The 20,600-nt window shown below is 66.0% G+C and carries 16 protein-coding genes and 3 tRNA genes; 5 read left to right on the forward strand and 14 right to left on the reverse strand.

Going from position 1 to position 20,600, the window contains the following annotated elements; genetic code table 11:
- Positions 1-22: 22 nt before the first annotated feature.
- From NK1_RS13265 to NK1_RS13275, 3 genes are read right to left on the reverse strand one after another with little or no spacing between them, the layout of a single operon-like run.
- Positions 23-1,087: a lipocalin-like domain-containing protein gene (locus NK1_RS13265; protein WP_063008841.1), complete on the reverse strand. Its 1,065-nt coding sequence runs from the start codon at positions 1,085-1,087 to the stop codon at positions 23-25.
- Positions 1,084-2,340 (reverse strand): oxygenase MpaB family protein, encoded by a 1,257-nt coding sequence (locus tag NK1_RS13270; protein ID WP_063008927.1) that lies wholly within the window; start codon positions 2,338-2,340, stop codon positions 1,084-1,086. Before NK1_RS13270 ends, NK1_RS13265 begins: the two co-directional genes overlap by 4 nt.
- A gap of 6 nt (positions 2,341-2,346) precedes the next feature.
- A complete protein-coding gene (locus tag NK1_RS13275) occupies positions 2,347-4,140 on the reverse strand; it encodes a multicopper oxidase family protein (RefSeq protein ID WP_063008842.1) in 1,794 nt (597 codons plus the stop codon).
- 178 nt (positions 4,141-4,318) lie between these two features.
- Here NK1_RS13275 and NK1_RS13280 point away from each other — a divergent pair, with 178 nt between their 5' ends.
- A complete protein-coding gene (locus NK1_RS13280) occupies positions 4,319-4,957 on the forward strand; it encodes a TetR/AcrR family transcriptional regulator (protein ID WP_063905993.1) in 639 nt (212 codons plus the stop codon).
- A 37-nt stretch (positions 4,958-4,994) separates the two neighbouring features.
- Here NK1_RS13280 and NK1_RS13285 read toward each other — a convergent pair.
- The 11 genes from NK1_RS13285 to dnaA form a co-directional block, all read right to left on the reverse strand.
- A tRNA-Ala gene (locus NK1_RS13285) sits at positions 4,995-5,067 on the reverse strand.
- A gap of 16 nt (positions 5,068-5,083) precedes the next feature.
- Complete coding sequence (locus NK1_RS35375) at positions 5,084-5,191, reverse strand: DLW-39 family protein (RefSeq protein ID WP_210743954.1); 108 nt, start codon at positions 5,189-5,191, stop codon at positions 5,084-5,086.
- Positions 5,192-5,264: 73 nt separating this feature from the next.
- Positions 5,265-5,337, reverse strand: a tRNA-Ala gene (locus tag NK1_RS13290).
- A 33-nt stretch (positions 5,338-5,370) separates the two neighbouring features.
- Positions 5,371-5,444, reverse strand: a tRNA-Ile gene (locus NK1_RS13295).
- Positions 5,445-5,590: 146 nt separating this feature from the next.
- Positions 5,591-6,562 (reverse strand): DUF3566 domain-containing protein, encoded by a 972-nt coding sequence (locus NK1_RS35290; RefSeq protein WP_063008843.1) that lies wholly within the window; start codon positions 6,560-6,562, stop codon positions 5,591-5,593.
- Between the two features lie 79 nt (positions 6,563-6,641).
- Positions 6,642-9,140: a DNA gyrase subunit A gene (gene gyrA, locus NK1_RS13305; RefSeq protein WP_063008844.1), complete on the reverse strand. Its 2,499-nt coding sequence runs from the start codon at positions 9,138-9,140 to the stop codon at positions 6,642-6,644.
- A 61-nt stretch (positions 9,141-9,201) separates the two neighbouring features.
- Positions 9,202-11,250 carry a DNA topoisomerase (ATP-hydrolyzing) subunit B gene (gyrB, locus tag NK1_RS13310; protein ID WP_036496910.1) on the reverse strand — a complete coding sequence of 683 codons (2,049 nt, stop codon included), beginning with the start codon at positions 11,248-11,250 and terminating at the stop codon, positions 9,202-9,204.
- Positions 11,251-11,643: 393 nt separating this feature from the next.
- Positions 11,644-12,216 carry a DUF721 family protein gene (locus NK1_RS13315; protein WP_063008845.1) on the reverse strand — a complete coding sequence of 191 codons (573 nt, stop codon included), beginning with the start codon at positions 12,214-12,216 and terminating at the stop codon, positions 11,644-11,646.
- A 111-nt stretch (positions 12,217-12,327) separates the two neighbouring features.
- On the reverse strand, positions 12,328-13,563 hold the full coding sequence (recF, locus tag NK1_RS13320) for a DNA replication/repair protein RecF (protein ID WP_063008846.1): 1,236 nt from the start codon (positions 13,561-13,563) through the stop codon (positions 12,328-12,330).
- A 166-nt stretch (positions 13,564-13,729) separates the two neighbouring features.
- Positions 13,730-14,899 carry a DNA polymerase III subunit beta gene (dnaN, locus tag NK1_RS13325; protein WP_036507438.1) on the reverse strand — a complete coding sequence of 390 codons (1,170 nt, stop codon included), beginning with the start codon at positions 14,897-14,899 and terminating at the stop codon, positions 13,730-13,732.
- Positions 14,900-15,730: 831 nt separating this feature from the next.
- Entirely contained in the window at positions 15,731-17,779 is a 2,049-nt protein-coding gene (gene dnaA, locus NK1_RS13330; protein ID WP_063008847.1) for a chromosomal replication initiator protein DnaA, read from the reverse strand.
- Between the two features lie 571 nt (positions 17,780-18,350).
- Here dnaA and rpmH point away from each other — a divergent pair.
- The 4 genes from rpmH (at position 18,351) to yidC (ending at position 20,559) form a co-directional block, all read left to right on the forward strand.
- Entirely contained in the window at positions 18,351-18,494 is a 144-nt protein-coding gene (rpmH, locus tag NK1_RS33715; protein WP_006550910.1) for a 50S ribosomal protein L34, read from the forward strand.
- A gap of 85 nt (positions 18,495-18,579) precedes the next feature.
- A complete protein-coding gene (gene rnpA / locus NK1_RS33720; protein ID WP_084460856.1) occupies positions 18,580-19,038 on the forward strand; it encodes a ribonuclease P protein component in 459 nt (152 codons plus the stop codon).
- Positions 19,035-19,400, forward strand: coding sequence for a membrane protein insertion efficiency factor YidD (yidD, locus tag NK1_RS13340; RefSeq protein WP_063008848.1), 366 nt, complete (start codon positions 19,035-19,037; stop codon positions 19,398-19,400). Before rnpA ends, yidD begins: the two co-directional genes overlap by 4 nt.
- Before the next feature lie 4 nt (positions 19,401-19,404).
- Positions 19,405-20,559 (forward strand): membrane protein insertase YidC, encoded by a 1,155-nt coding sequence (gene yidC, locus NK1_RS13345; protein ID WP_063008849.1) that lies wholly within the window; start codon positions 19,405-19,407, stop codon positions 20,557-20,559.
- Positions 20,560-20,600 lie beyond the last annotated feature (41 nt).

A 20,600-nucleotide genomic window follows, 5' to 3' on the forward strand; every position in this document is an offset into this window, starting at 1 on the left:
GAATGCGCGGCCCGCGCAAGGCTCAGGTGAGCGCCACCAGTTCGTGCAAGGTGGTGCCGGTGCGCCGGACCGGTTCGGCCCCGCCGAGCACCGTCAGTTCGAAGGTGGATTCGAATCGGAAATAGCCCGGATGACCGATCAACCTGTGCGCCAGCGGTTTCAGCAACCGGGTGCCGACCACCGGAACATCGTCGAGGAGATCGTGGGCGTGGATCACCCGATCCACGGTCAGCCGCAACTCGACCTGGTCGGGTACGCGCACTTCGATCCACTCCGGATAGCCGCGCCCGGCGGTGGCGTCGAACCGCGCCGGCCCTTCCCGCAAGGTCGTCTCGCCGGTCGAGAGGACGACGCGGTCCCGATGAGCCAGCATCAGCGGCGCGATCTCGTGCGCTCCGCGCCGCTGCTGGGTCAGCACGTCGGCGAACAGGAGCGAATAGTCCTCGACATACAGCCGGCCCCAGTGCCAGCGCTCGATGATCTTGCGCATATCGCCGACGCCCCAGTTGTGGTCGGCGTAACCGCGACCGGTGACGGACCGCTCGGCGCCGTCGATGGTCACCGTGCCGCTCACCCGGGCTCGCGGCGCGCCGACCACCCAGCCGAAGCAATCACCGCCGCCGAAATGCGTTTCGCCCTGTCCGGGCATCCAGCTGGGCAGTTCGTTGTCGAAGCGCAGCTCGAATTCCAGACCGTCCTCGGCCAGCCGCAGGTGGTGCGTCGGCAACCCGTCGGGCCGGAATTCGGTGTAGGCGCGGTTGTTCCCGATCCGCACATCACAGGATCGCGCATCGAACGACGCCTGCTTGCGGGGATATTTCCGCGAGACCTGGCGACGGGTGCCGTCCGGTTCGTACACCATCAACTCGACCCAGGGGCGCGCGTGCGGGAAGTCCTCGGGACGGCGCTTGGTGAGAAATCCGACGACGGTGTGTCCGCTGTCGAGATGGGCGTCGAAATACCAGTGCTCGAAGGCGAGCGAACTCGCCGCGGGATGGAGTGCGTTGTGCCGCGGTTCGACCGTGGTGAGTTCGCCGTCCCGGCGGCCGGGACCGTTCCATGCCTCGACAATGGTTGTGTCCTTCATCGCCGCAACGCTCCGCTCGCATCGAATTCCGCTTCCCGGCCCTGCATTTGGGCGCGGTACCAGTTCTCCCGGTGCCGGACCATCACCTTCTCGTGCAGCCGCCCGACCGGCGGTATCCGGCGTACGAATTCCATGGCGGTGATCAGCGGAAACCGCAGCACCGGAATCAGCAACCACGGAAATGCCGGGGGCATACGGTATTTGCGCCGTGTGCCCGGCGCCATGTACATCGCCGAATACACCGAGTTGATGCGGTAGTTGTAGGCCGCCCGCAACCGGCTCGCGCCACGGTGTTCGGGACGCGGGGCGAAGGCGGCGGGATAGGACTCGATCAATTCCGCGCCGTGCGCACCGGCGTCGTAGGAACGCGAGGCGATCGTCATCGCCAGCACCCGCAGCGAGTCGATCACCGTCTCGGGATGCCACTGCAAACGCACGCCCAGCAGATAACCCATGTATCTCTGAAAGTGCAGCAGCGCACGGATTTCCGACGGCGTGGTCTGATAGCCCAGCGCCCACAGCCCGAGTCCGGGTGTCACACTGCCCGCGATCAGGGTCAGCAACTGATAGGTCTGGCTGATCGGCAGTCCCCACTTGTCGATATCCCATTCGGGATGGCCGGCCACCCGCGCCCGCACCGACACGTGCATGACCCGGACCTTCAGCGCGGTGGCGCGCCCGGTCGACCCCGGGGTCAGCAGCGCATTCGGCTGCGAGACGTCCATCCAGAATCGGCAGGTCTCCAAATACCTGCGCAGCGCACTGTTTCCGGCGTAACCGCCCGCCAGCGACAACGGAGTGGCGACCGCAGATTCGGTGTACATCTCCAGTGTTTCCGCACCCGCGAAGCTGAACAATATGGTGCCCCAGCGCCGCCAGATGGCCGCACCCTGTTCGACCAGCTCCGGACGCACCCATTCGGGCACGGTGTCGAATTCGGCGAACAGTTCGCGCATCGAATCCGGTGCCTCGGGAACGGCATCGATTCCCTCGGCCAAGGCCCGGTCCAGCAGAGCCCGGCCAGCCGCCGAACCGCCGGGACCGTGCATCACCTCGGCGACGAATCGTTCGGCGACCGGATCACCGGCGAACAGATCCTCGGTGAGTGCCCGTGCCTGGTCGTCGGTCGGAAAGAGTTCGGCGCCGGTCACCTTCCGCACGATCGCTTCCAGCCGCTGGACGGCGGGCTGCTGTTTGGCCTCCCAGTACCGGAAGGCGCTGGGGCATTTCAAGGTTCGTAGTTGTGTCGTCATTCGCATTCACCGCACCGTTCGGAATCGCAGCATCATGTCGTGGTCCTCGTGATCGAGCAGATGGCAGTGCCAGACGAAACCGCGCAGATCCGAATCCCGATGCGCGGCATGGTCCGCCGGATGCGCCGCACCCGGCATCGGCGGGCCGGTCCTGGGGAACGACGCGTCGGGATCGAATCCGAGTTCGTCGGCGGTCGGAAAACGCACCACGATGCGGGTGACGGTGCCGCCGTCGACCCGCACCACATCCTTGCGGCCGCTCTCCCACGGCGCCCGCGGCTGCGCCGGGCCCGCGAGGAAACCCTCCGGGTCGGGAGTCCAGCGGGTGCCGATCGCCGGTTGGGGATGCGCGAGCTGATAATCCACAGTCCGCAGCGGCGTCCGGCTCAGGATGCGGAAATCCACCAGGTGGATGTGGATGGGATGGGGATCGGGCGTGATGTTGACGATGTTCCACACCTCGGTCGTCCCCTGGCGCGGCATGTCGATATCCGGATCCGAATAGCGCAGGTTGTTCAGCGACATGATCGCGGGCGGCATCCGCAGTTCATAGGGCTGGCTGATCGTGAGGGTGCGCGACAGCGCCGGCACCGGCACCGACGGCAGCACCGCGGGCTGTCGCGGCCCGCCGCGCAGCGTCTGCGGCACCGGTCCGCGCCATCCCGCGCGATCCTCGGCGCGGAAGCGGCAGAACACCGGCATCGCCACCTCCCCGAGGATCGCCGCCTGGAACACCGGTTGTTCGTCGTTGCACAGGTCGACCGTCTCCCCCGGCGCGAGGTCGGCGAAATCCACCAGGAGATCGATCCGTTCGGCCGGAGCGAGGCGCAGATTACGCACCGGAACCGGCGCATCGAGCAGTCCGTGGTCGTTTCCGATCACCCAGAACCGCATCCGATTGCCGAAGAACAGATTCCACGTACTGAACGAGGCGGCATTGATCGCACGGAACCGATACAGCCCGCGCGCGACCGGCAGCTGTGGCCACACCACCCCGTTCACCACCCCGACGTCGCCGACCGCACCGCCCTCCCACGAACCCGGCGGCACCACCGCGGTCGAACGCAGACTCTGACGACCGTCGGGCATGAACAATTTCTCTTGCAGCACCAGGGGTATTTCGAACTCCCCCGCGGGCAGCCCGAGCGGATTGCCGGGAGCTCCCGTGTCGAATTCGTCGCGCAGCAGCATCATGCCCGTCAATCCGGCGTAGACGTTCGCGCGGGTGATCCCCATCGCGTGGTCGTGGTACCAGAGGTGACCGGCCGACTGGCGCAGCGGGAAGTCGTGGTCGAGGTGCTGTCCCGGCATGACCAGGCGTTCGGGATGTCCGTCACTGGCGGGCGGCGTCACTCCGCCGTGCAGATGCAGCGAGGCCGGCACCGTGGTCCGGTAACTCTCCGGCACCCCGTGCAGCGTGGTGTCGATATCGGCCGCGAACGGATGGTCGCCGAGCCGGTTGTGGAACCGGACGGTGAGCGGGCGGCCGGCCTCGTGTTCGATGGTCGGGCCCAGGTACGTCCGGTCGTTGTATCCGAATGCGGGCACGGCGGGCATATCGCGGTGAAAGCGATGGCTGGTGGTGGTCGCGACGAGGTCCAGGTGACTCCCGGTGAGGACGGGTGGCCGCGGAAGTTCGTCGACGAAGGGCCGCATCGGCGGCGAATGGAATATCAGCGGACTCTCGAACCCGCCCGGTGCGGGATCGGCGATGGCCGTCGCCGCGCGCCCGGCCATCGCGGCCGTCAGACCTGCGCCGAGACCGCGCAGCATCGCGCGGCGGCCGATCGGTCGATACATCCCTCGCACCTTCCGAGGTGACCCCGATCGTCACCCGTGGCAGCGACCATACCATTGAGTACAGTGAACGGTACTAGTTTGAATGGTCCGAGGAGGTGCGCCGGATGCGCGTCGAATCCCCACCCGACCGGCTCCCCTACGATCGGGACATGGACCTGGGCGACTCGGCGGTGAATGGATGACGACACCGAAGAAAGCCCCGGTCACGTCCAAGAAGGCGGTGTCCCGAAAGGCGGTGTCCAAGAAGGCGGAGGCACAACATCGCAACCGCCCACGGACGGCGCGGCTGTCGTACGACGACTGGGTGAACGGCGCCTTGGACCTGCTCGGACGCGAAGGCGTGACCGCGATCCGGATTCCCCGGCTGTGCGAGGAACTGGGCGTCACCAAGGGCAGTTTCTACTGGCATTTCGACGATCTCGAACAACTGATGGCCGCGATGGCCGACCGGTGGGGCGACATGCAGAGCGAAGCCGTGCGCGCCCTCGCCGCGTTGGATTCGATTCCGGTCGAGTCCCGCATCGAACAGATGGCGGCCATGCTGGTGGATCCGAAGCACTGGATGGTCGAGGCCTCGGTGCGGGAGTGGTCACGCACCGACGACACCGTGGCGGCGGCGGTCCGGGCACTGGATCAGCGCATCTTCCGCACCGTGCAGACGGCGATGCTCGATCTGGGTTTCGAGCCGGTTCAGGCGCGGCTGCGCGCCGGCGCGATGGTGTATCTGGGAATCGGGCTGATCCACGGCCGCGACAATCTGCCGACCCCGACGCCCGAGGAAGTACAGGCGGTCATCGACCTGCTGGCCCGGCCGTGATTTTGTGGAGCGGTGATTTTGTGGAGCGGTGATTTTGTGGAGCCTAGGGGAATCGAACCCCTAACCCCTGCCTTGCAAAGGCAGTGCTCTGCCAATTGAGCTAAGGCCCCGGTTGAGCGTGACGGCTCAGCGCGCGGTCACCTCGTGCCACAGATCCGCTTCGCTCCGCTTGCGAACCTTGGTGACAGCGAAGACAACTGCGGCAATGACACCGATCGTCAGAAGAAGTTTCATGCCGTCCACCCTACTGTGCCGCGACGGGCCCGGCAGACAGTGATCGGATCCCCCGGATGATGAGAAGAAGAAGTGGAGCCTAGGGGAATCGAACCCCTAACCCCTGCCTTGCAAAGGCAGTGCTCTGCCAATTGAGCTAAGGCCCCCTCGGCCGTCGATGACGACCAGGTATGTGAATGTGGGCCTAGGAGGACTTGAACCTCCGACCTCTTCGTTATCAGCGAAGCGCTCTAACCGCCTGAGCTATAGGCCCGTGGTGTTCGTCTCGACATGTTGTCGTGACTGACTCGGTAGAGACTACACAACCCTCCGATTGCTCTCCAAAACGCCTGGTCAGAGCGCCCGTAAAGCACGAACGGCCGGTCCGGTGCGAACCGGCCGGCCGTGCGTCGCGAGTCGTCAGTCCGGATCGGCCAGCGTCACCTGCACGCCGCCCACCAGATCGGTGCACTGGTTGTAGATGAACACACCCACCGTCGAGAGCGCGGTGAACAGCACCACGTTGATCAGGCCGATGACGGCCGCGTATCCGAAGACGCTGCCGGCGTCGATGATCGTCGTCGCCGAGGAGTTGTTGTCGTTCACCATGTCGGTGAAGGTGCTGTTGAGGCGGTCCCACACACCCATGCCGGACAGCACGATGTAGAGGAATCCGACCGCCAGCATCCACACGAAGAACATGGCGACGCTGATCACCAGCGACACCTTCAACGTCGACCACGGGTCGATATGGCGCACCTGCACGGTCGCCCGCAACGGCTCACCGCTGGTCACCGCCTGGGCGACCGCCGCCTGCGCGGCCGGGGAGACGGTCGGCGCCGCGGTCTTCACCGCCATCGGAACCGACTGTGCCGCACCGGGGTCCGCCTGCGGCATCGGATGACGCAGATCCGACAGATCGGGCAGATCCTTGATCAGTTCCGGGCGGGCGATGCTGCGGGTGGGTCCGTCGATGCCGACGGACTTCACCATCGCCGCTTCCTTGCGCGCCGCCTTGGCCGCGAGGTCGGTGGTGGTGCGGGCGTTCTTCACCCCGCCACCGAGTCCGGTCTGCGAATTCGCCCGGCCCTGCACCGGGGCCTGGCCGGGGCGATTCAGATTCGACTGCGGCTCCCGCTGCGGCAGCTGCGACCACCCCTCCTCGAAGCGAGAACCACGACCGTCACCGGCCTCGGCGGCCTCCGGCGCCGAACCGCCGGACTTCGCGGAATCGCCTTGCGACTCGGGGTTTGCGGGCGAACTACCCGAGCCGTTGTCGGCCGACGACCCCGACCGCGGCGCCGGCCGCGGCGGAATCGGTGACGGTGCGATCCGCTCGGTCACACCGTTGGCGTGGTTTCGCTCGTCGTTCGGCTGATTCGGAGTGGTCAATGCAGAATCCTTCGATCCGTCGTGGCGCCGCTGCTTGTGGAGAAATTACCGCTTCCAGAACCTAACGCTAATCCGAGCCTCAGGCCTCTTCTTCACCGGAAACCTGGTCGGGCTCATCAGCGTTACGAGCGATCGCCAGCAAGGTATCGCCCTCGCCGAGGTTCATCAAACGCACGCCCTTGGTCTGCCGGCCCGCCTTGCGTACCTGATTCGCCGCCGTCCGGATGACACCGCCGCCGGACGTGATGGCATAGAGCTCGTCATCGTCGTCGACGATGAGCGCTCCTACCAGACTGCCACGCTTCGGGTCGTACTGAATCGTCAACACACCTTTACCGCCGCGGCCCTGTGCGGTGTACTCCTCGATCGCGGTGCGCTTGGAGTATCCGCCCGCGGTCGCGACCAGCAGATAGGTGCCGTCGCGAACGACGTTGAGCGACAACAGCTCATCGTCGGCGTTGAACCGCATACCCTGCACGCCCGAGGTCGCGCGGCCCATGGGACGCAGCACCTCGTCGTTGGCGGTGAACCGGATCGACTGCCCGTGCGCGGATACCAGCAGCAGATCCTCCTCGGCCGAACACAGTGCGGCGCCGACCAATTCGTCACCATCGCGCAGATTCACCGCGACGATGCCGCCGGTGCGGTTGGAGTCGAAGTCGGTCAGTTTCGACTTCTTCACCAGGCCGTTGCGGGTGGCCAGCACCAGATACGGAGCGTCCTCGTAGGTCTTGATCCGGATGACCTGGGCGATCTTCTCCTCCGGCTGGAACGCCAGCAGGTTGGCCACGTGCTGGCCGCGCGCGGTGCGGTTGGCCTCGGGCAACTCGTAGGCCTTGGCCCGGTAGACCCGGCCGAGATTGGTGAAGAACAGCAGCCAGTCGTGGGTCGAGGTGACGAAGAAGTGCTTGACCAGATCGTCCTGTTTGAGGCCCGCGCCCTGCACGCCCTTACCGCCGCGCTTCTGGCTGCGGTACAGATCGGTCTTGGTGCGCTTGGCGTAGCCGGTCGCGGTGATGGTGACCACGACGTCCTCGCGAGCGATCAGATCCTCGTCGGCGACGTCACCGTCGGCGGCGACGATCTTGGTGCGGCGGTCGTCGCCGTACTTCTCGACGATCTCGGCCAGTTCGTCGCGCACGATGGCACGCTGACGTTCCGGCTTCTCCAGGATGTCCTTCAAATCGGCGATCTCGGCCTCGATGCGGGCCAATTCGTCGATGATCTTCTGCCGCTCCAGGGCCGACAGGCGCCGCAGCTGCATATCGAGGATGGCGGTCGCCTGGATCTCGTCGATCTCGAGCAATTCCATCAGGCCGGTGCGCGCGGTGTCGGTATTGGCCGAACGCCGGATCAGGGCGATGACCTCGTCCAGCATGTCCAGCGCCTTGACCAGCCCGCGCAGGATGTGCGCCCGCTCCTCGGCCTTGCGCAACAGGTAGCGGGTGCGCCGGACGATGACGTCCAACTGGTGATCGACGTAGAGCCGGATCATCTGGTCCAGCCGCAGCGTGCGCGGCACACCGTCGACGATCGACAGCATGTTGGCGCCGAAGCTGGTCTGCAGCTGGGTGTGCTTGTAGAGGTTGTTCAGCACCACCTTCGCCACGGCGTCGCGCTTGACCGTGACCACGATCCGCATACCCGCGCGGTCGGAGGACTCGTCGTGGATATCGGAGATACCCGCGATCTTGCCGTCTTTGACCTGCTCGGCGATCGAGTTGATGAAGTTGTCGGTGTTGACCTGGTACGGCAGCTCGGTGATGACGATCGTGGTGCGACCGCGATTGTCCTCCTCGATCTCCACCACACCGCGCATCCGGATGGAACCGCGTCCGGTGGTGTAGGCGTCGTGGATGCCCTGGCTGCCGACGATCAGGCCGTAGGTCGGGAAGTCCGGCCCCTTGACGCGCTCCATACACGCGGCGAGGGTGGACTCCTCGTCGGCGTCGTAGTTGTCCAGCGCCCAGTAGATGGCGTCGGCCAACTCGTTCAGGTTGTGCGGCGGGATATTGGTCGCCATACCGACGGCGATGCCGTTGGACCCGTTCATCAACAGGTTCGGCACCCGGCTGGGGAGAACCACGGGCTCCTGGGAGCGGCCGTCGTAGTTCGGCGTGAAATCGACCGTCTCGTGGTCGATTTCGCGGAGCAGCTCCATCGCCAGCGGGGTGAGCCGGCACTCGGTGTACCGCATGGCGGCCGCGCCGTCGTTACCGCGGGAGCCGAAGTTGCCCTGCCCGTCGACCAGCGGATACCGCAGCGACCACGGCTGCGCCATGCGCACCAGGGTGTCGTAGATCGAGGCGTCGCCGTGCGGGTGGTAGTTACCCATGGTCTCGGCGACCGGACGCGCGGATTTCACGTAACCGCGGTCGGGCCGGTAGCCGTTGTCGTACATCGCGTAGAGCACGCGCCGGTGCACCGGCTTGAGGCCGTCACGCACATCGGGCAGCGCACGGCCCACGATCACGCTCATCGCGTAATCGATGTAGCTGCTCTGCATTTCGTTCTGGATGTCGACCGGCTCGATCCGGTCGCCCGCACCACCTTCGGGCGGCAGGGTGGTCTCAGTCATGAATTCTCCTTAACAGGCCTGGGCGGTGTGACGGGCGCGCGGGCGGACCGCGCAGCACCGGTTACACATCGAGGAAGCGGACGTCCTTGGCGTTGCGGGTGATGAAGCTGCGACGCGCCTCGACGTCTTCACCCATCAGCACGGAGAACAACTCGTCGGCCGCGGCCGCGTCGTCCAACGTCACCTGACGAAGCACCCGCACCGAAGGATCCATGGTGGTTTCCCACAGCTCCTTGGCGTTCATCTCGCCGAGACCCTTGTAGCGCTGGACGCCGTCGTCCTTGTTGATCTTCTTACCAGCGGCCAGACCGGCCTCCAGCAGACCGTCGCGCTCGCGGTCCGAGTAGGCGAATTCCGGATCCGAGCGCTGCCACTTCAGCTTGTACAGCGGCGGCTGGGCGAGGTACACGTGCCCGTGTTCGACCAGCGGGCGCATGAAGCGGAACAGCAGGGTGAGCAGCAGGGTCGAGATGTGCTGGCCGTCGACGTCGGCGTCGGCCATCAGCACGATCTTGTGATACCGCAGCTTCGAGATGTCGAACTCGTCGTGGATACCGGTGCCGAAGGCGGTGATGATCGACTGGACCTCGTTGTTCTTGAGGACTCGGTCGATACGCGCCTTCTCGACGTTGATGATCTTTCCGCGCAGCGGCAGGATCGCCTGGTACATCGAGTCGCGACCGGATTTCGCCGAGCCACCGGCGGAGTCACCCTCGACGATGTAGATCTCGGACTTGCTCGGATCCTTGGATCGGCAGTCGGCCAGCTTGCCCGGCAGCCCGCCCAGATCGGTCGCGCTCTTGCGCCGGACCAGCTCACGAGCCTTTCGGGCGGCGACGCGGGCCTGCGCGGAGGACACCGCCTTCTGCACGATCGTCTTGGCATCGGCCGGATTGGCCTCGAACCAGTGCGCCAGATGTTCGTTGCAGGTGCGCTGGACGAACGACTTCACCTCGGTGTTGCCGAGCTTGGTCTTGGTCTGGCCCTCGAACTGCGGCTCGCTGACCTTGACGCTCACGATGGCGGCCAGACCCTCGCGGATGTCGTCGCCGGTGAGGTTGCCGTCCTTCTCCTTGAGCAGCTTCTTGTCCTTGGCGTACTTGTTGACCACGGTGGTCAGCGCCGCGCGGAAGCCCTCTTCGTGGGTACCACCCTCGTGGGTGTTGATGGTGTTGGCGAAGGTGTGGACGGATTCGGAGTACCCCGAATTCCACTGCATCGCGACCTCGAGCTCGTGGCCGGTGCCCTTGCTGGTGAACGAGACGACGGTGTTGTGGATCGCCTGCTTGGTGCGGTTGATGTGCTTGACGAAATCCTCGAGCCCGCCCGGGTAGTGGTAGGTGCGAGTCTTGACCTTCGGCTCCGGCGGCGCGGCGCTGCCCTCGTCGTGCTTGGGCGCCTCGGCGGTCTCGCTGACCACCTCGTCGGTGACCTCGGCCTCGCTGACCCGCTGGTCGGTGAGGGTGATGGTCAGGCCCTTGTTCAGGAACGCCATCTCCTGCAACCGGCGCGAGATCGTCTCGAAGTTGTAGGTCGTGGTCTCGAAGACGTCCGGATCCGCCCAGAAGCGCTGCGTGGTGCCGGTCCGGTCGGTGGGCTCGCCCTTGACGAGCTTGCCGGGCTTGGCGTCCTTGTACTCCTGGCTCCAATGGAAGCCGTCGCGGTCGATCTCGGTGACCATCCGGCTGGACAGCGCGTTCACCACGGAGATACCGACACCGTGCAGACCACCGGACACGGCGTAGGCGTCCGAGTCGAACTTGCCGCCGGCGTGCAGCTGGGTCATGACGACCTCGATCGTGGGCACACCGGTGGCGTGCATCGCCACCGGGATACCGCGGCCGTCGTCGACGACCTCGACGCCGCCGTCGGCCAGCAGCGTCACGTCGACCCGGCTGGCGTAGCCGGCCATCGCCTCGTCGACGGAGTTGTCCACAACCTCCCAGATCAGGTGGTGCAGACCGCGCTCACCGGTGGAACCGATGTACATACCGGGGCGTTTGCGGACCGCCTCGAGTCCTTCGAGAACGGTGATGTTGGAGGCACCGTAGTCCTTGTTGCCCGCTTTCGCCTTGGACGAGCCGCTTGCGTTGGAGTCGTTGGCAGCCACTGCTCGGTAGCTCTCCTTACTTGCTGATCCCTCGATGCGACGTCGGACAACACACACAGACCGAGCCCCGTATGGCCTCTGCTCGAGATGTTCGAACTGCTCGAGAATTACGGGTCCTCGCGCGTGCTGCACGGAACGCGCCGAAGGTATCGCCGCTAGTTACTCTTCCATCCTACTGGTACCCCCGGCACAGGATGCACCTATGACACCCCTGAGAGCGTCGTGAGTGCGTGAAATCGGTCGCCACCGGGTCCGGTTATAGGCGAACCCGCTCCCGTGAGCCTCAGCGGACAGCGACGGGCACTCGGATCCCGCGCCGGAAAGTTACGCCGATGTGGTTTTCGCACGAGACGATGCTCCGCACCGGTTCCACGTGAAACTCACGGGCCCGGATCAGCCGTAGGTGTCGCGCGGACCGCGCCCCTTGATATGCCGCTCGCCCTTGCGCCAGCTCGGCGCGGCGGGACCGCTGATCTTCAGCGAGGTGACCACGCCCTGACCGACCGCGGCGTTGATCTTCGCCAAAATCTGCGACTGCAGCATTCGCAGCTGGGTGGCCCAGGCGGTGGATTCTGCCTGGATACTCAGCACGCCGTCGGTGAGCGATACCGGTTCGGCATGTGCCGCGATATCGTCGCCGACCACGGCCGACCACCGGCCGAAAACCATTCCCTCGGCGACCTTTCCCGACCATCCGCGACTCTTGGCCAGCGATCCGGCCAGTGCGGAGAGCAGTTGCGGATCGCGCTCGTCGGGCCGCGCACCGGACCAGCCGGAGCGGCGGCGCAAGGCTCGTACCCCGCCCTTACGCGGTGAGGCTCGCCCCTGGCCGACCGCCTTACCGCTGGCACGGGCCGCGGCGCGCGCCTCCTCCAGGGCACGGCGTGCCAGGTCCACACCGCGCAGTTCCGGTTCGGGGCCGGCGGACGGCGGGGAGCCGTCTTCGCGCCCGGGTTCTGCGGCCACCTTCGACTCCTTTCCCGTCCGATCACTGCATTGCGGCAAGGCTAGCCGCTGGGTCCGACAACTCGCGCCCCTTGCACCCGGGGCGATTCGGCACAGATGCGCCGATCACCGTCACCCGATGTGCCGGCCTTCGGTGGGCTCGTCCGAGAGGGGCTCATCCGCGCGCGACGGTGGCTCGACGATGCGCGAGGTCCGCCCGTCCGCGACGCCGTCGGTCTCCACCCGGACCGGATTCGCCTCGAGTTCCGGGGGCACGTCCTCGGGCACCGCGGCGGTGATCAGCACCTGTTCGGCGCCGGCGGCCACCGCCGCCAGCGCGGTGCGACGGCGGCGATCCAATTCCGCGAAGACGTCGTCGAGCAGCAGGACCGGATCCGTCCCCGCGCTGCGCAGCAGTTCGAAGGCGCCCAGTCGCAGGGCCAAGGCGAACGACCACGATTCCCCGTGGCTGGCAAAACCTTTCGCGGGCGCCGAACCGAGCATCAGATCCAGATCGTCGCGATGCGGGCCGACCAGACAGACACCGCGCTCGAGTTCCTTGCCGCGCGCGGAAGCCAACTCGCTCAACATATTCGCCTCCAGCGCCTCGACATCTCCGGGCTGTGGAGAACGCTGTGGATCCAGGAATTCCTCGGGCAGCGCGGAACTGCGGTAGCGGATGGCGGCGGTCCGCGATTCCGGTGCGATGGACCGATATGCCTGCTCGAGATAGGGGTGCAGTTCGTGGACCAGCCGCAGGCGCTGGGCCAGTAGTTCCGCACCGTGTACGGCCAGATGTCCGTCCCAGACGTCGAGGGTGCTCAGTTCGGCCGGCGCACCGGCGCGCGAACGAGCCTGCCGCCCAGCCGTTTTCAACAGCGCCGAGCGCTGCCGCAGCACGCGGTCGTAGTCCGAGCGGACCGCGGCCAGGCGCGGCAGCCGGGCGGTGGCCAGTTCGTCCAGGAAACGGCGGCGCTCGGAGGGATCGCCGCGGACCAGCGCCAGATCCTCCGGCGCGAACAACACGGTCTGCAGGATGCCGAGGATCTCGCGCGTACGGCGCACCGGCGACCGGTTGATCTGCGCGCGATTGGCGGCGCCCTGGTTCAACTCCACATCGATGCGCAGTTCGCGGCCACCGTTGACGACGGTCGCGCCGATCCGAGATCGCTGCTGCCCCAACCTGATCAGCGGGGCATCACCGGCAACCCGGTGGGAACCGAGTGTGGACAGATATCCGACTGCCTCGACGAGATTGGTCTTACCGTTGCCGTTCGCCCCCAGGAAAACGGTTCTGCCTGTGGGTAATTCGAGGTCGGCGTGCTCCCAGGAGCGGAAATCACGCAGTGTGAGCGTCCGGATGTGCATAGCTGAACCCGCCGTCACCAGGCACTTTGTGACGGACGGGTCGAAATGCACACGCGCCCGGGGTTTTTCACAGGTTTATCAACATCTCCACAGGTCGGGGTGAACGAATGCCGCCTCGCCGGTCGTATCGCGGCCGGCGAGGCGGGAAACATGGGGATCGGATCGATCAGCCGGGCAAACGAACCGGCATCAACAGGTAGATGTAGTCGCTCGACAGCGCCGCGAACGCGCCGGAGTCCGACAGTTCCGGTTCGTCGTCGGTGGTCGGGCACATCACCGCCGGGCGGCTAGGAGTAGTGAAACCGAAGGTCACCCGGTCCGAATGCAGCGCCGACAGACCGTCGTTGAGGTAGCCGGGGTTGAAAGCGATGGTCAGCGGTTCACCGCGGAACTCCGCCTCCAGCCATTCCTCGGCGCGACCGGCGTCGTCACCGCCGGCGGAGAGTTGCAGACCCTGATCGGAGAACTCGAGCCGCACCTGGGCGCCGCGCTCGGCCACCAGGGCTACGCGCTTGATGGCCTCGATCAGCGCGCTCACCTGGAGGGTCGCGATCGAGGTGTGCTCCTTGGGGAGCAATTGGCGGAACTTGGGGAATTCCGCGTCGAGCAACCGGGTGGTGGTCCGGCGGCCACCGTTGACGATCCCGAGCAGTCCGTCGGTTCCGGTGCCGAAGGCCAGCTGGACGGGCGCATCGGAGGCGCCGAGCGTCTTCGCCGATTCCGACAGGGTGCGCGCCGGGACCAGGACCGCGGTCTCCACATCCGGGCGACCGGGCTGCCACTCCAGATGCCGCACCGCGAGGCGGAAGCGGTCGGTGGCCGCCAGAACCACCTGGGAGCCGTCGATTTCGACGCGGATACCGGTCAGCATGGGCAGCGTGTCGTCGCGGCCGGCGGCGACCGCCACCTGGCCTACGGCCTCGGAGAACAGATCCACACCCAGTTCGCCGGTCTGCGGAGGCAGTTCGGGCAGCTGGGGATAGTCCTCGACCGGCATGGTCGGCAGCGAGAACTTGGCGCTGCCGCAGGCGATCAGCACACGGGTGCCGTCGACCGAGACGTCGACCGGCTTGTTGGACAGTGCCTTGGTGATGTCGGCCAGCAGGCGACCGGAGACCAGCACCTGTCCCGGGCCGGCCACCTCGGCGGCGACGCGCATCTGCGCGGAGACCTCGTAGTCGAATCCGGAGACCGTGAGGCCGTCCTCGTCGGCCACCAGCAGCACACCGCCCAGGACGGGCACGGGCGGGCGAGACGGCAGGCTACGGGCCACCCAGGCGACGGATTCCGCGAAATCCTCGCGAGCGACCCGAAACTTCATACTTGCAAGCTCCATCGCTCGGTATGTCCTCTCCCAGTCTCGATCGGTCGTGATCTGTTCGACGCCGTGGTGCTCAGCGTGGTTCATACAACAGCGTGGTTCGCGCGGCAATGCGGTCGGAACGGCTCGCTCGTACGCACCGCAGTGTGGCACAGGCGACCGACATCAAACCGTACCCGCGCAAGCGGGCGATGACTACGTCACCCCCTCACCCGGTGCGTCGTCGGCGGAAGGCCGGATCCGTTCTGCTCCCTGCTCCGTTCGGATGTGGACTGCCGCGAATCGATCCGTCGGTCCCCGAGCCGAGTTTCCACACACCCTGTTTTCAAGAAGAAATCTAAAGAAGAAGAACTGAAGTAGTAGTAGGCACTGTGGATTCTGTGGACGGGGGCCGTCCGGCCAGTTCAGGAGGCGTGGCGGCGTGGGGATGTCCGGCGGGTGACTCGAGGATGAACAGGGGGCCGCTGTGGAGGCCGGAAAACTGTTCAACCTCCATCCTCGAGCCATCCTCGAGTTCTTCCATGACTCGAGGCCTGTTGTACACACGTGTGTGCCGATCGGTGCACTACCGGGGGATTCCTCGAGGACCTGACAGGGAGTCCTCGAGGAATCCACATGCCGATTCGGCTGTCTTCGCAGTTCGGACCCCGTGGACGAATTCGGCTGTGGGAACTGTGGACCGAGGGCTGTGAGCGAATGCGTGCACAGGGTCACGCATCGACTGTGCGCAACCTCGAGGACAACCCTGGGATTCCTCGAGGACTCCACAAGGATTCCTCGAGGAATCCACAACACGAGAAAGCCGATCCACCCAGGTCAACCGGGTGGATCGGCTTGTGTAGGGATTCAGCGCGAGCGTTGTTTGATTCGGGCTGTGAGTTCTTGAACCTGGTCGTAGACCCGGCGGCGCTCGGTCATCTCCTTGCGCACTTTCTTCTCCGCGTACATGACCGTCGTGTGGTCGCGACCGAAGGCCTGGCCGATCTTCGGCAGGGAAAGGTCGGTCAGTTCCCGGCACAGGTACATCGCGATCTGACGAGCCTGAGCCAGCGGCCGGGCCTTACCGGGACCGGTCAGTTCCTCCAGCGTGGTGTTGAAATACTCCGCGGTCACGGCCATGATCGTCGACGCCGTGATCTCGATGGTCGTGGTGTCGGGCATCAGATCGCGCAACACGACCTCGGCCAGCGACAGATCCAGCGGCTGGCCGTTGAGGGAGGCGAAGGCCGTCACCCGGATCAATGCGCCCTCGAGTTCACGGATATTGCGCTCGACCCGGCTGGCGATCAGTTCCAGCACGTCGTGCGGCACATCGAGGCGATCCATCCGCGCCTTCTTGCGCAGAATCGCGATCCGGGTCTCCAGCTCCGGCGGCTGCACATCGGTGATCAGACCCCATTCGAACCGGGTGCGCAGGCGCTCCTCCAGCGTCGCCAGCTGCTTCGGCGGGCGATCGGAGGAGACCACGATCTGCTTGTTCGCGTTGTGCAGGGTGTTGAAGGTGTGGAAGAACTCCTCCTGGATACCTTCCTTACCCTCGATGAACTGGATGTCGTCCACCAGCAGGATGTCGGTCTCGCGGTAGCGGCGTTTGAACGCCACCTTCCGGTCGTCGCGCAGGCTGTTGATGAAGTCGTTGGTGAATTCCTCGGTCGAGACGTATTTGACGCGCATCCCGGGAAACAGCCGCTGGGCATAGTGCCCGGCCGCGTGCAGCAGATGTGTCTTCCCCAGACCGGATGCCCCCCACACGAACAGCGGGTTGTACGCGCGCGCCGGCGCCTCGGCGATCGCCACCGCCGCCGCGTGCGCGAACCGGTTCGAGGCGCCGATGACGAAGGTCTCGAAGGTGTACTTGGCGTTCAAACTGGCCGAAGACGAGGCGGGGGCCGGCGCCGGCGGTTCCGGCGACTTCGCGAAATACGTCGGCCAGGAATTGCGTGCGCTCACCACGGGTTCGTCGGTGTCCTCGGCCACGCCCGGGCGCTGTCCGACCTCCGGTTCCGGCGCGAACAGCGATTCTTGTCCGGGATGTCCGCCCGCCCGGGGCAGCTCCTGGTCGTGCCGCAGTGGCTCGGGCTCCCGGCGCAGCGCCTCCTGTGGATGGTGCAATTCGTGGTCGCGGCGCAGTGAGTCCGTCTCACGCCGCAGCGAATCCGGACCGTGCAGCCCGTCCCGGCCGGACAGCGTGTCGGCGTCCCGGCGCAGGGCGTCGGTTTCGCGCCGGAGTGCGTCCGGATCGTGGCGGAAGGCGTCGGGGTCCCGGCGCAGATCGTCGGGATCGCGCCGCAGACTGTCCGGATGCCGGACCAGCGCTTCGTCGTGCAGATGCGCTTCCGGGTCCCGGCGCAGCGGCGAGGACGGTCCGAGGCTGTCCGGCAATTCCCCGGCCATCGGTGCGGACGGATACTCCCCCTGGGGATAGGCGGTCCGGGCCTGGTAGTCGGCTGGGGAAAGATAGCGCGGGGTGGGGAAATCGTCGGCGTCGGGATACTGCGGCGGCGCCGGGAACCCGACCGGTTCGCGGGGCTTGTCGCGCATCCGCTCCGGGCGTGAGGTGAGGCGAGCATGGCGGGCGCCGGCGCCGGGACGGTCCGGCGGCGGGTTGGCCGGTGCGGCGATGCGGACGCCGAGACCCTCCACCTGCGGGCCCAGCCGACGGGCCAGCGACCGCAGGATCGGTTCGCGCAGATCGCGCTCGATGGCCTCCTGGGCCAGGGAAGAAGGCACCGAGAGCAGGGCAAAGCCTTGTGCGACCGTGAGCGGTTTGACCAGGCCGAGCCACGCCTTCTGGGCGTTGGTCACCGGCGGGATGGCTCCGTCGGTGGAGCCGGCGGTGAGCTCGGCGACCACTTCGGGCCAGACCGCGGTCAACACGTTCTGCTCGTCGTCCACGTATTATTTCCTCCCCGGAGCAACTCGACAGGAGCTCCAACGGTCGGCGACCACTGACATGCCTGGCCGTCAGCCATACGAATATGCCACTCCAGGGGTCTTTCCACACAATTATCCACAGATGTGGAGAACTGGGATGATACGTGGTTCGCTGCAACAACCCCCCGGTCAGCGCCTGGACCTGCGCTTCTGCAGCTATCTTCTAGCTATGAATCGTAGTGGTTCGCCGGTGGCTGTGACAAGGGTGGTTCACGAGTGCGCCGTCCACACGGCGCGTCGCGGCAGCACGGTGAGTCGGCCCGGGCGGAAGGCTGTCGCCGGTCCCGGATTCAGTGGCGGGCGTCTCATGAGGGACCCCGAGTTTGACCCTCTCCTGGCTGATCAGTACCCTCGTACAGTCACCCGTTGACGCGGTGTTGGCTGCCTGCTGCCTGGTCGAATCATCGATCCAGCGGGACCACCACGCAATGGGCGTTGTGCCGATGAAGACCAGTTTTCATCGCGACCACATACGTTTCACCGAACAGCTTCGGGCGCCGCCTGGCGTCCACCAACTCGAGGAGTGTTGACCGTGGCCAAGGGCAAGCGGACGTTCCAGCCGAACAACCGTCGTCGTGCGCGGGTCCACGGCTTCCGCCTCCGGATGCGCACCCGTGCCGGGCGCGCGATCGTGTCGGCGCGCCGTCGCAAGGGCCGCGCTTCTCTGACGGCCTGATCGCACGGCATCGGCATCGCCGCCATGCCTGACTCGTCGATCGTCTCGCTGCTTCCGTTCACCCGTTACGTGCTCGGACACTCGGGTGTTGCCTGAGCCGTACCGGCTGCATCATCGTGCCGACTTCTCCCGGACGGTGCGACGTGGCCGACGAGTCGGGAGACGGGACATCGTCGTGCATGTGGTGGTGTCGCCGGCATCGGCGGACATGAGATCCGACGACGCCGGGAGGTCCGACGATGCGGCGTTGTCCGATAGTGCGGCGGCACGATCGCTCGCACGCTTCGGTGGTCCTCGTTTCGGATTGATCGTCAGCAAGGCGGTGGGCACCGCGGTGGTACGACACCGCGTGGCCCGCCGCCTGCGTCATATCTGCGCCGGGGTCGTCGCCGATCTTCCGGCGGAGGCCGATGTCGTAATCCGCGCCCTCCCCGGTGCCGCGACCGCGACCTCGGCGGAGCTGGATCAGCAATTGCGTTCCGCGCTGCGGAAGATGTCCTTCGATCTCTCCGCCGCGCGGGTGGCTTCGAGTGATGCGTCATGAACCGCCTGCGCGTGGTGACGCGGCTTCCGGCGAATCTCGTGATCTTTCTGATCGAGCTGTACCGGACCTACGTCTCCCCCACCCGCATGCCGGTGTGCCGATTCACCCCGACCTGTAGTGAGTACGCGGTGACGGCTCTGCGTACTCGCGGGCTGTTCGTCGGTCTCGGATTGACGGCCGTGCGTCTGGCCAAATGTGCGCCCTGGCACCCTGGTGGGTGGGACCCGGTTCCGGAACGGAAACGGGCTGCTGCCGAAGCGGCTCACGAGACGAGCCGGGCCCATGACGAGGCGGCCGAACACAAGTCTTGTAAAGGGTCGCCGCGCGCGGTGACCGGCGACACGACCGACGGGAGTACATAGAGCCGTGCTCGACTTCATCTATTACCCGGTGTCCTGGATCCTTTGGTTCTGGCACCGGATTTTCGGGTTCGTCTTCGGACTCGGAGATTTCGACAAGGGCGCCAGTAACGGGTTCGCCTGGGCGCTGGCAGTGGTGTTCCTGGTGTTCACCCTGCGCTTGGTGCTGTACAAGCCCTTCGTCAAACAGGTGCGCACCACGCGGCAGATGCAGGAGTTGCAGCCGCAGATCAAGGAACTGCAGCGCAAGTACAAGAACGACCGCCAGAAGATGGCCGTCGAGATGCAGAAGCTGCAGAAGGAACACGGCTTCAACCCGCTGATGGGCTGTCTGCCGGTGCTGGCTCAGGTGCCGGTGTTCATCGGTCTGTACCACGTGCTGCGGTCGTTCAACCGCACCGGTAGTGGTATCGGCCAGCTGCACATGACGCCCGAGCAGAACGCGATGACGCCGAACTACGTGTTCAGCGCGCACGATGTGCAGTCGTTCCTGAGCGCCCGTATCTTCGGGGCGCCGATCTCCGCTGCGATCACCTCCCCCAAGGCGACCCTGGACGCCTACGCGGATTTCGGCGGCATCCCGCACGTGTGGAATATGGTCGTCGTCGCGGTTCCGCTGATGATCGTCGCCGGCCTCGCGACCCACTTCAACGCCCGCGCCTCGGTGGCACGCCAGAGCGCGGAGGCGGCTGCGAATCCGCAAGCCGCGCTGATGAACAAGTTGGCGCTGTGGGTCTTCCCGCTCGGTGTCGTCGTCGGTGGTCCCTTCCTGCCCATCGCGATCCTGCTCTACTGGGTGGCCAACAACATCTGGACCTACGGGCAGCAGCATCTGGTCTTCGGGCGCATCGACAAGGAAGAGCAGCAGAAGAAGGAAGAGGCGATCGAGCGGAAGGCGCAGAACGCGCCGAAGCCCGGCGCCAAGCCGACCGCCAAGAAGAAATCCGGCGCCGCCGAGACGTCGGCCGCCGACGCGGACAAGCCCGCGGCCGCGACCAACGGCACCGCCGCCACCACGACTTCGGACTCCACGAGTTCGAGTTCTTCGGCCAAGGCCGGTTCGGCCTCCGGTAAGTCGGGCTCGTCGGGTAAGTCACCCGGGCCGGGTAATCGCAAGCGATCCGGCAACAGAGGTCGAGCGAATCAGAAGCGACGTCGCTAGCGGATCCGATACGACGGATGATTCAGATTGAAGGAAACGAC

Source organism: Nocardia kruczakiae NBRC 101016, from assembly GCF_001612965.1.
Taxonomy (GTDB): Bacteria; Actinomycetota; Actinomycetes; order Mycobacteriales; family Mycobacteriaceae; genus Nocardia; species Nocardia kruczakiae.

Coding starts and splice junctions, on each gene's coding strand:
- NK1_RS13265 (WP_063008841.1), bottom strand. CDS start 1,087: ATGAAGGACACAACCATTGTCGAGGCATGGAACGGTCCCGGCCGCCGG.
- NK1_RS13270 (WP_063008927.1), bottom strand. CDS start 2,340: ATGACGACACAACTACGAACCTTGAAATGCCCCAGCGCCTTCCGGTAC.
- NK1_RS13275 (WP_063008842.1), bottom strand. CDS start 4,140: ATGTATCGACCGATCGGCCGCCGCGCGATGCTGCGCGGTCTCGGCGCA.
- NK1_RS13280 (WP_063905993.1), top strand. CDS start 4,319: ATGACGACACCGAAGAAAGCCCCGGTCACGTCCAAGAAGGCGGTGTCC.
- NK1_RS35375 (WP_210743954.1), bottom strand. CDS start 5,191: ATGAAACTTCTTCTGACGATCGGTGTCATTGCCGCAGTTGTCTTCGCT.
- gyrA (WP_063008844.1), bottom strand. CDS start 9,140: ATGACTGAGACCACCCTGCCGCCCGAAGGTGGTGCGGGCGACCGGATC.
- recF (WP_063008846.1), bottom strand. CDS start 13,563: ATGCACATCCGGACGCTCACACTGCGTGATTTCCGCTCCTGGGAGCAC.
- dnaN (WP_036507438.1), bottom strand. CDS start 14,899: ATGGAGCTTGCAAGTATGAAGTTTCGGGTCGCTCGCGAGGATTTCGCG.
- yidD (WP_063008848.1), top strand. CDS start 19,035: ATGAACCGCCTGCGCGTGGTGACGCGGCTTCCGGCGAATCTCGTGATC.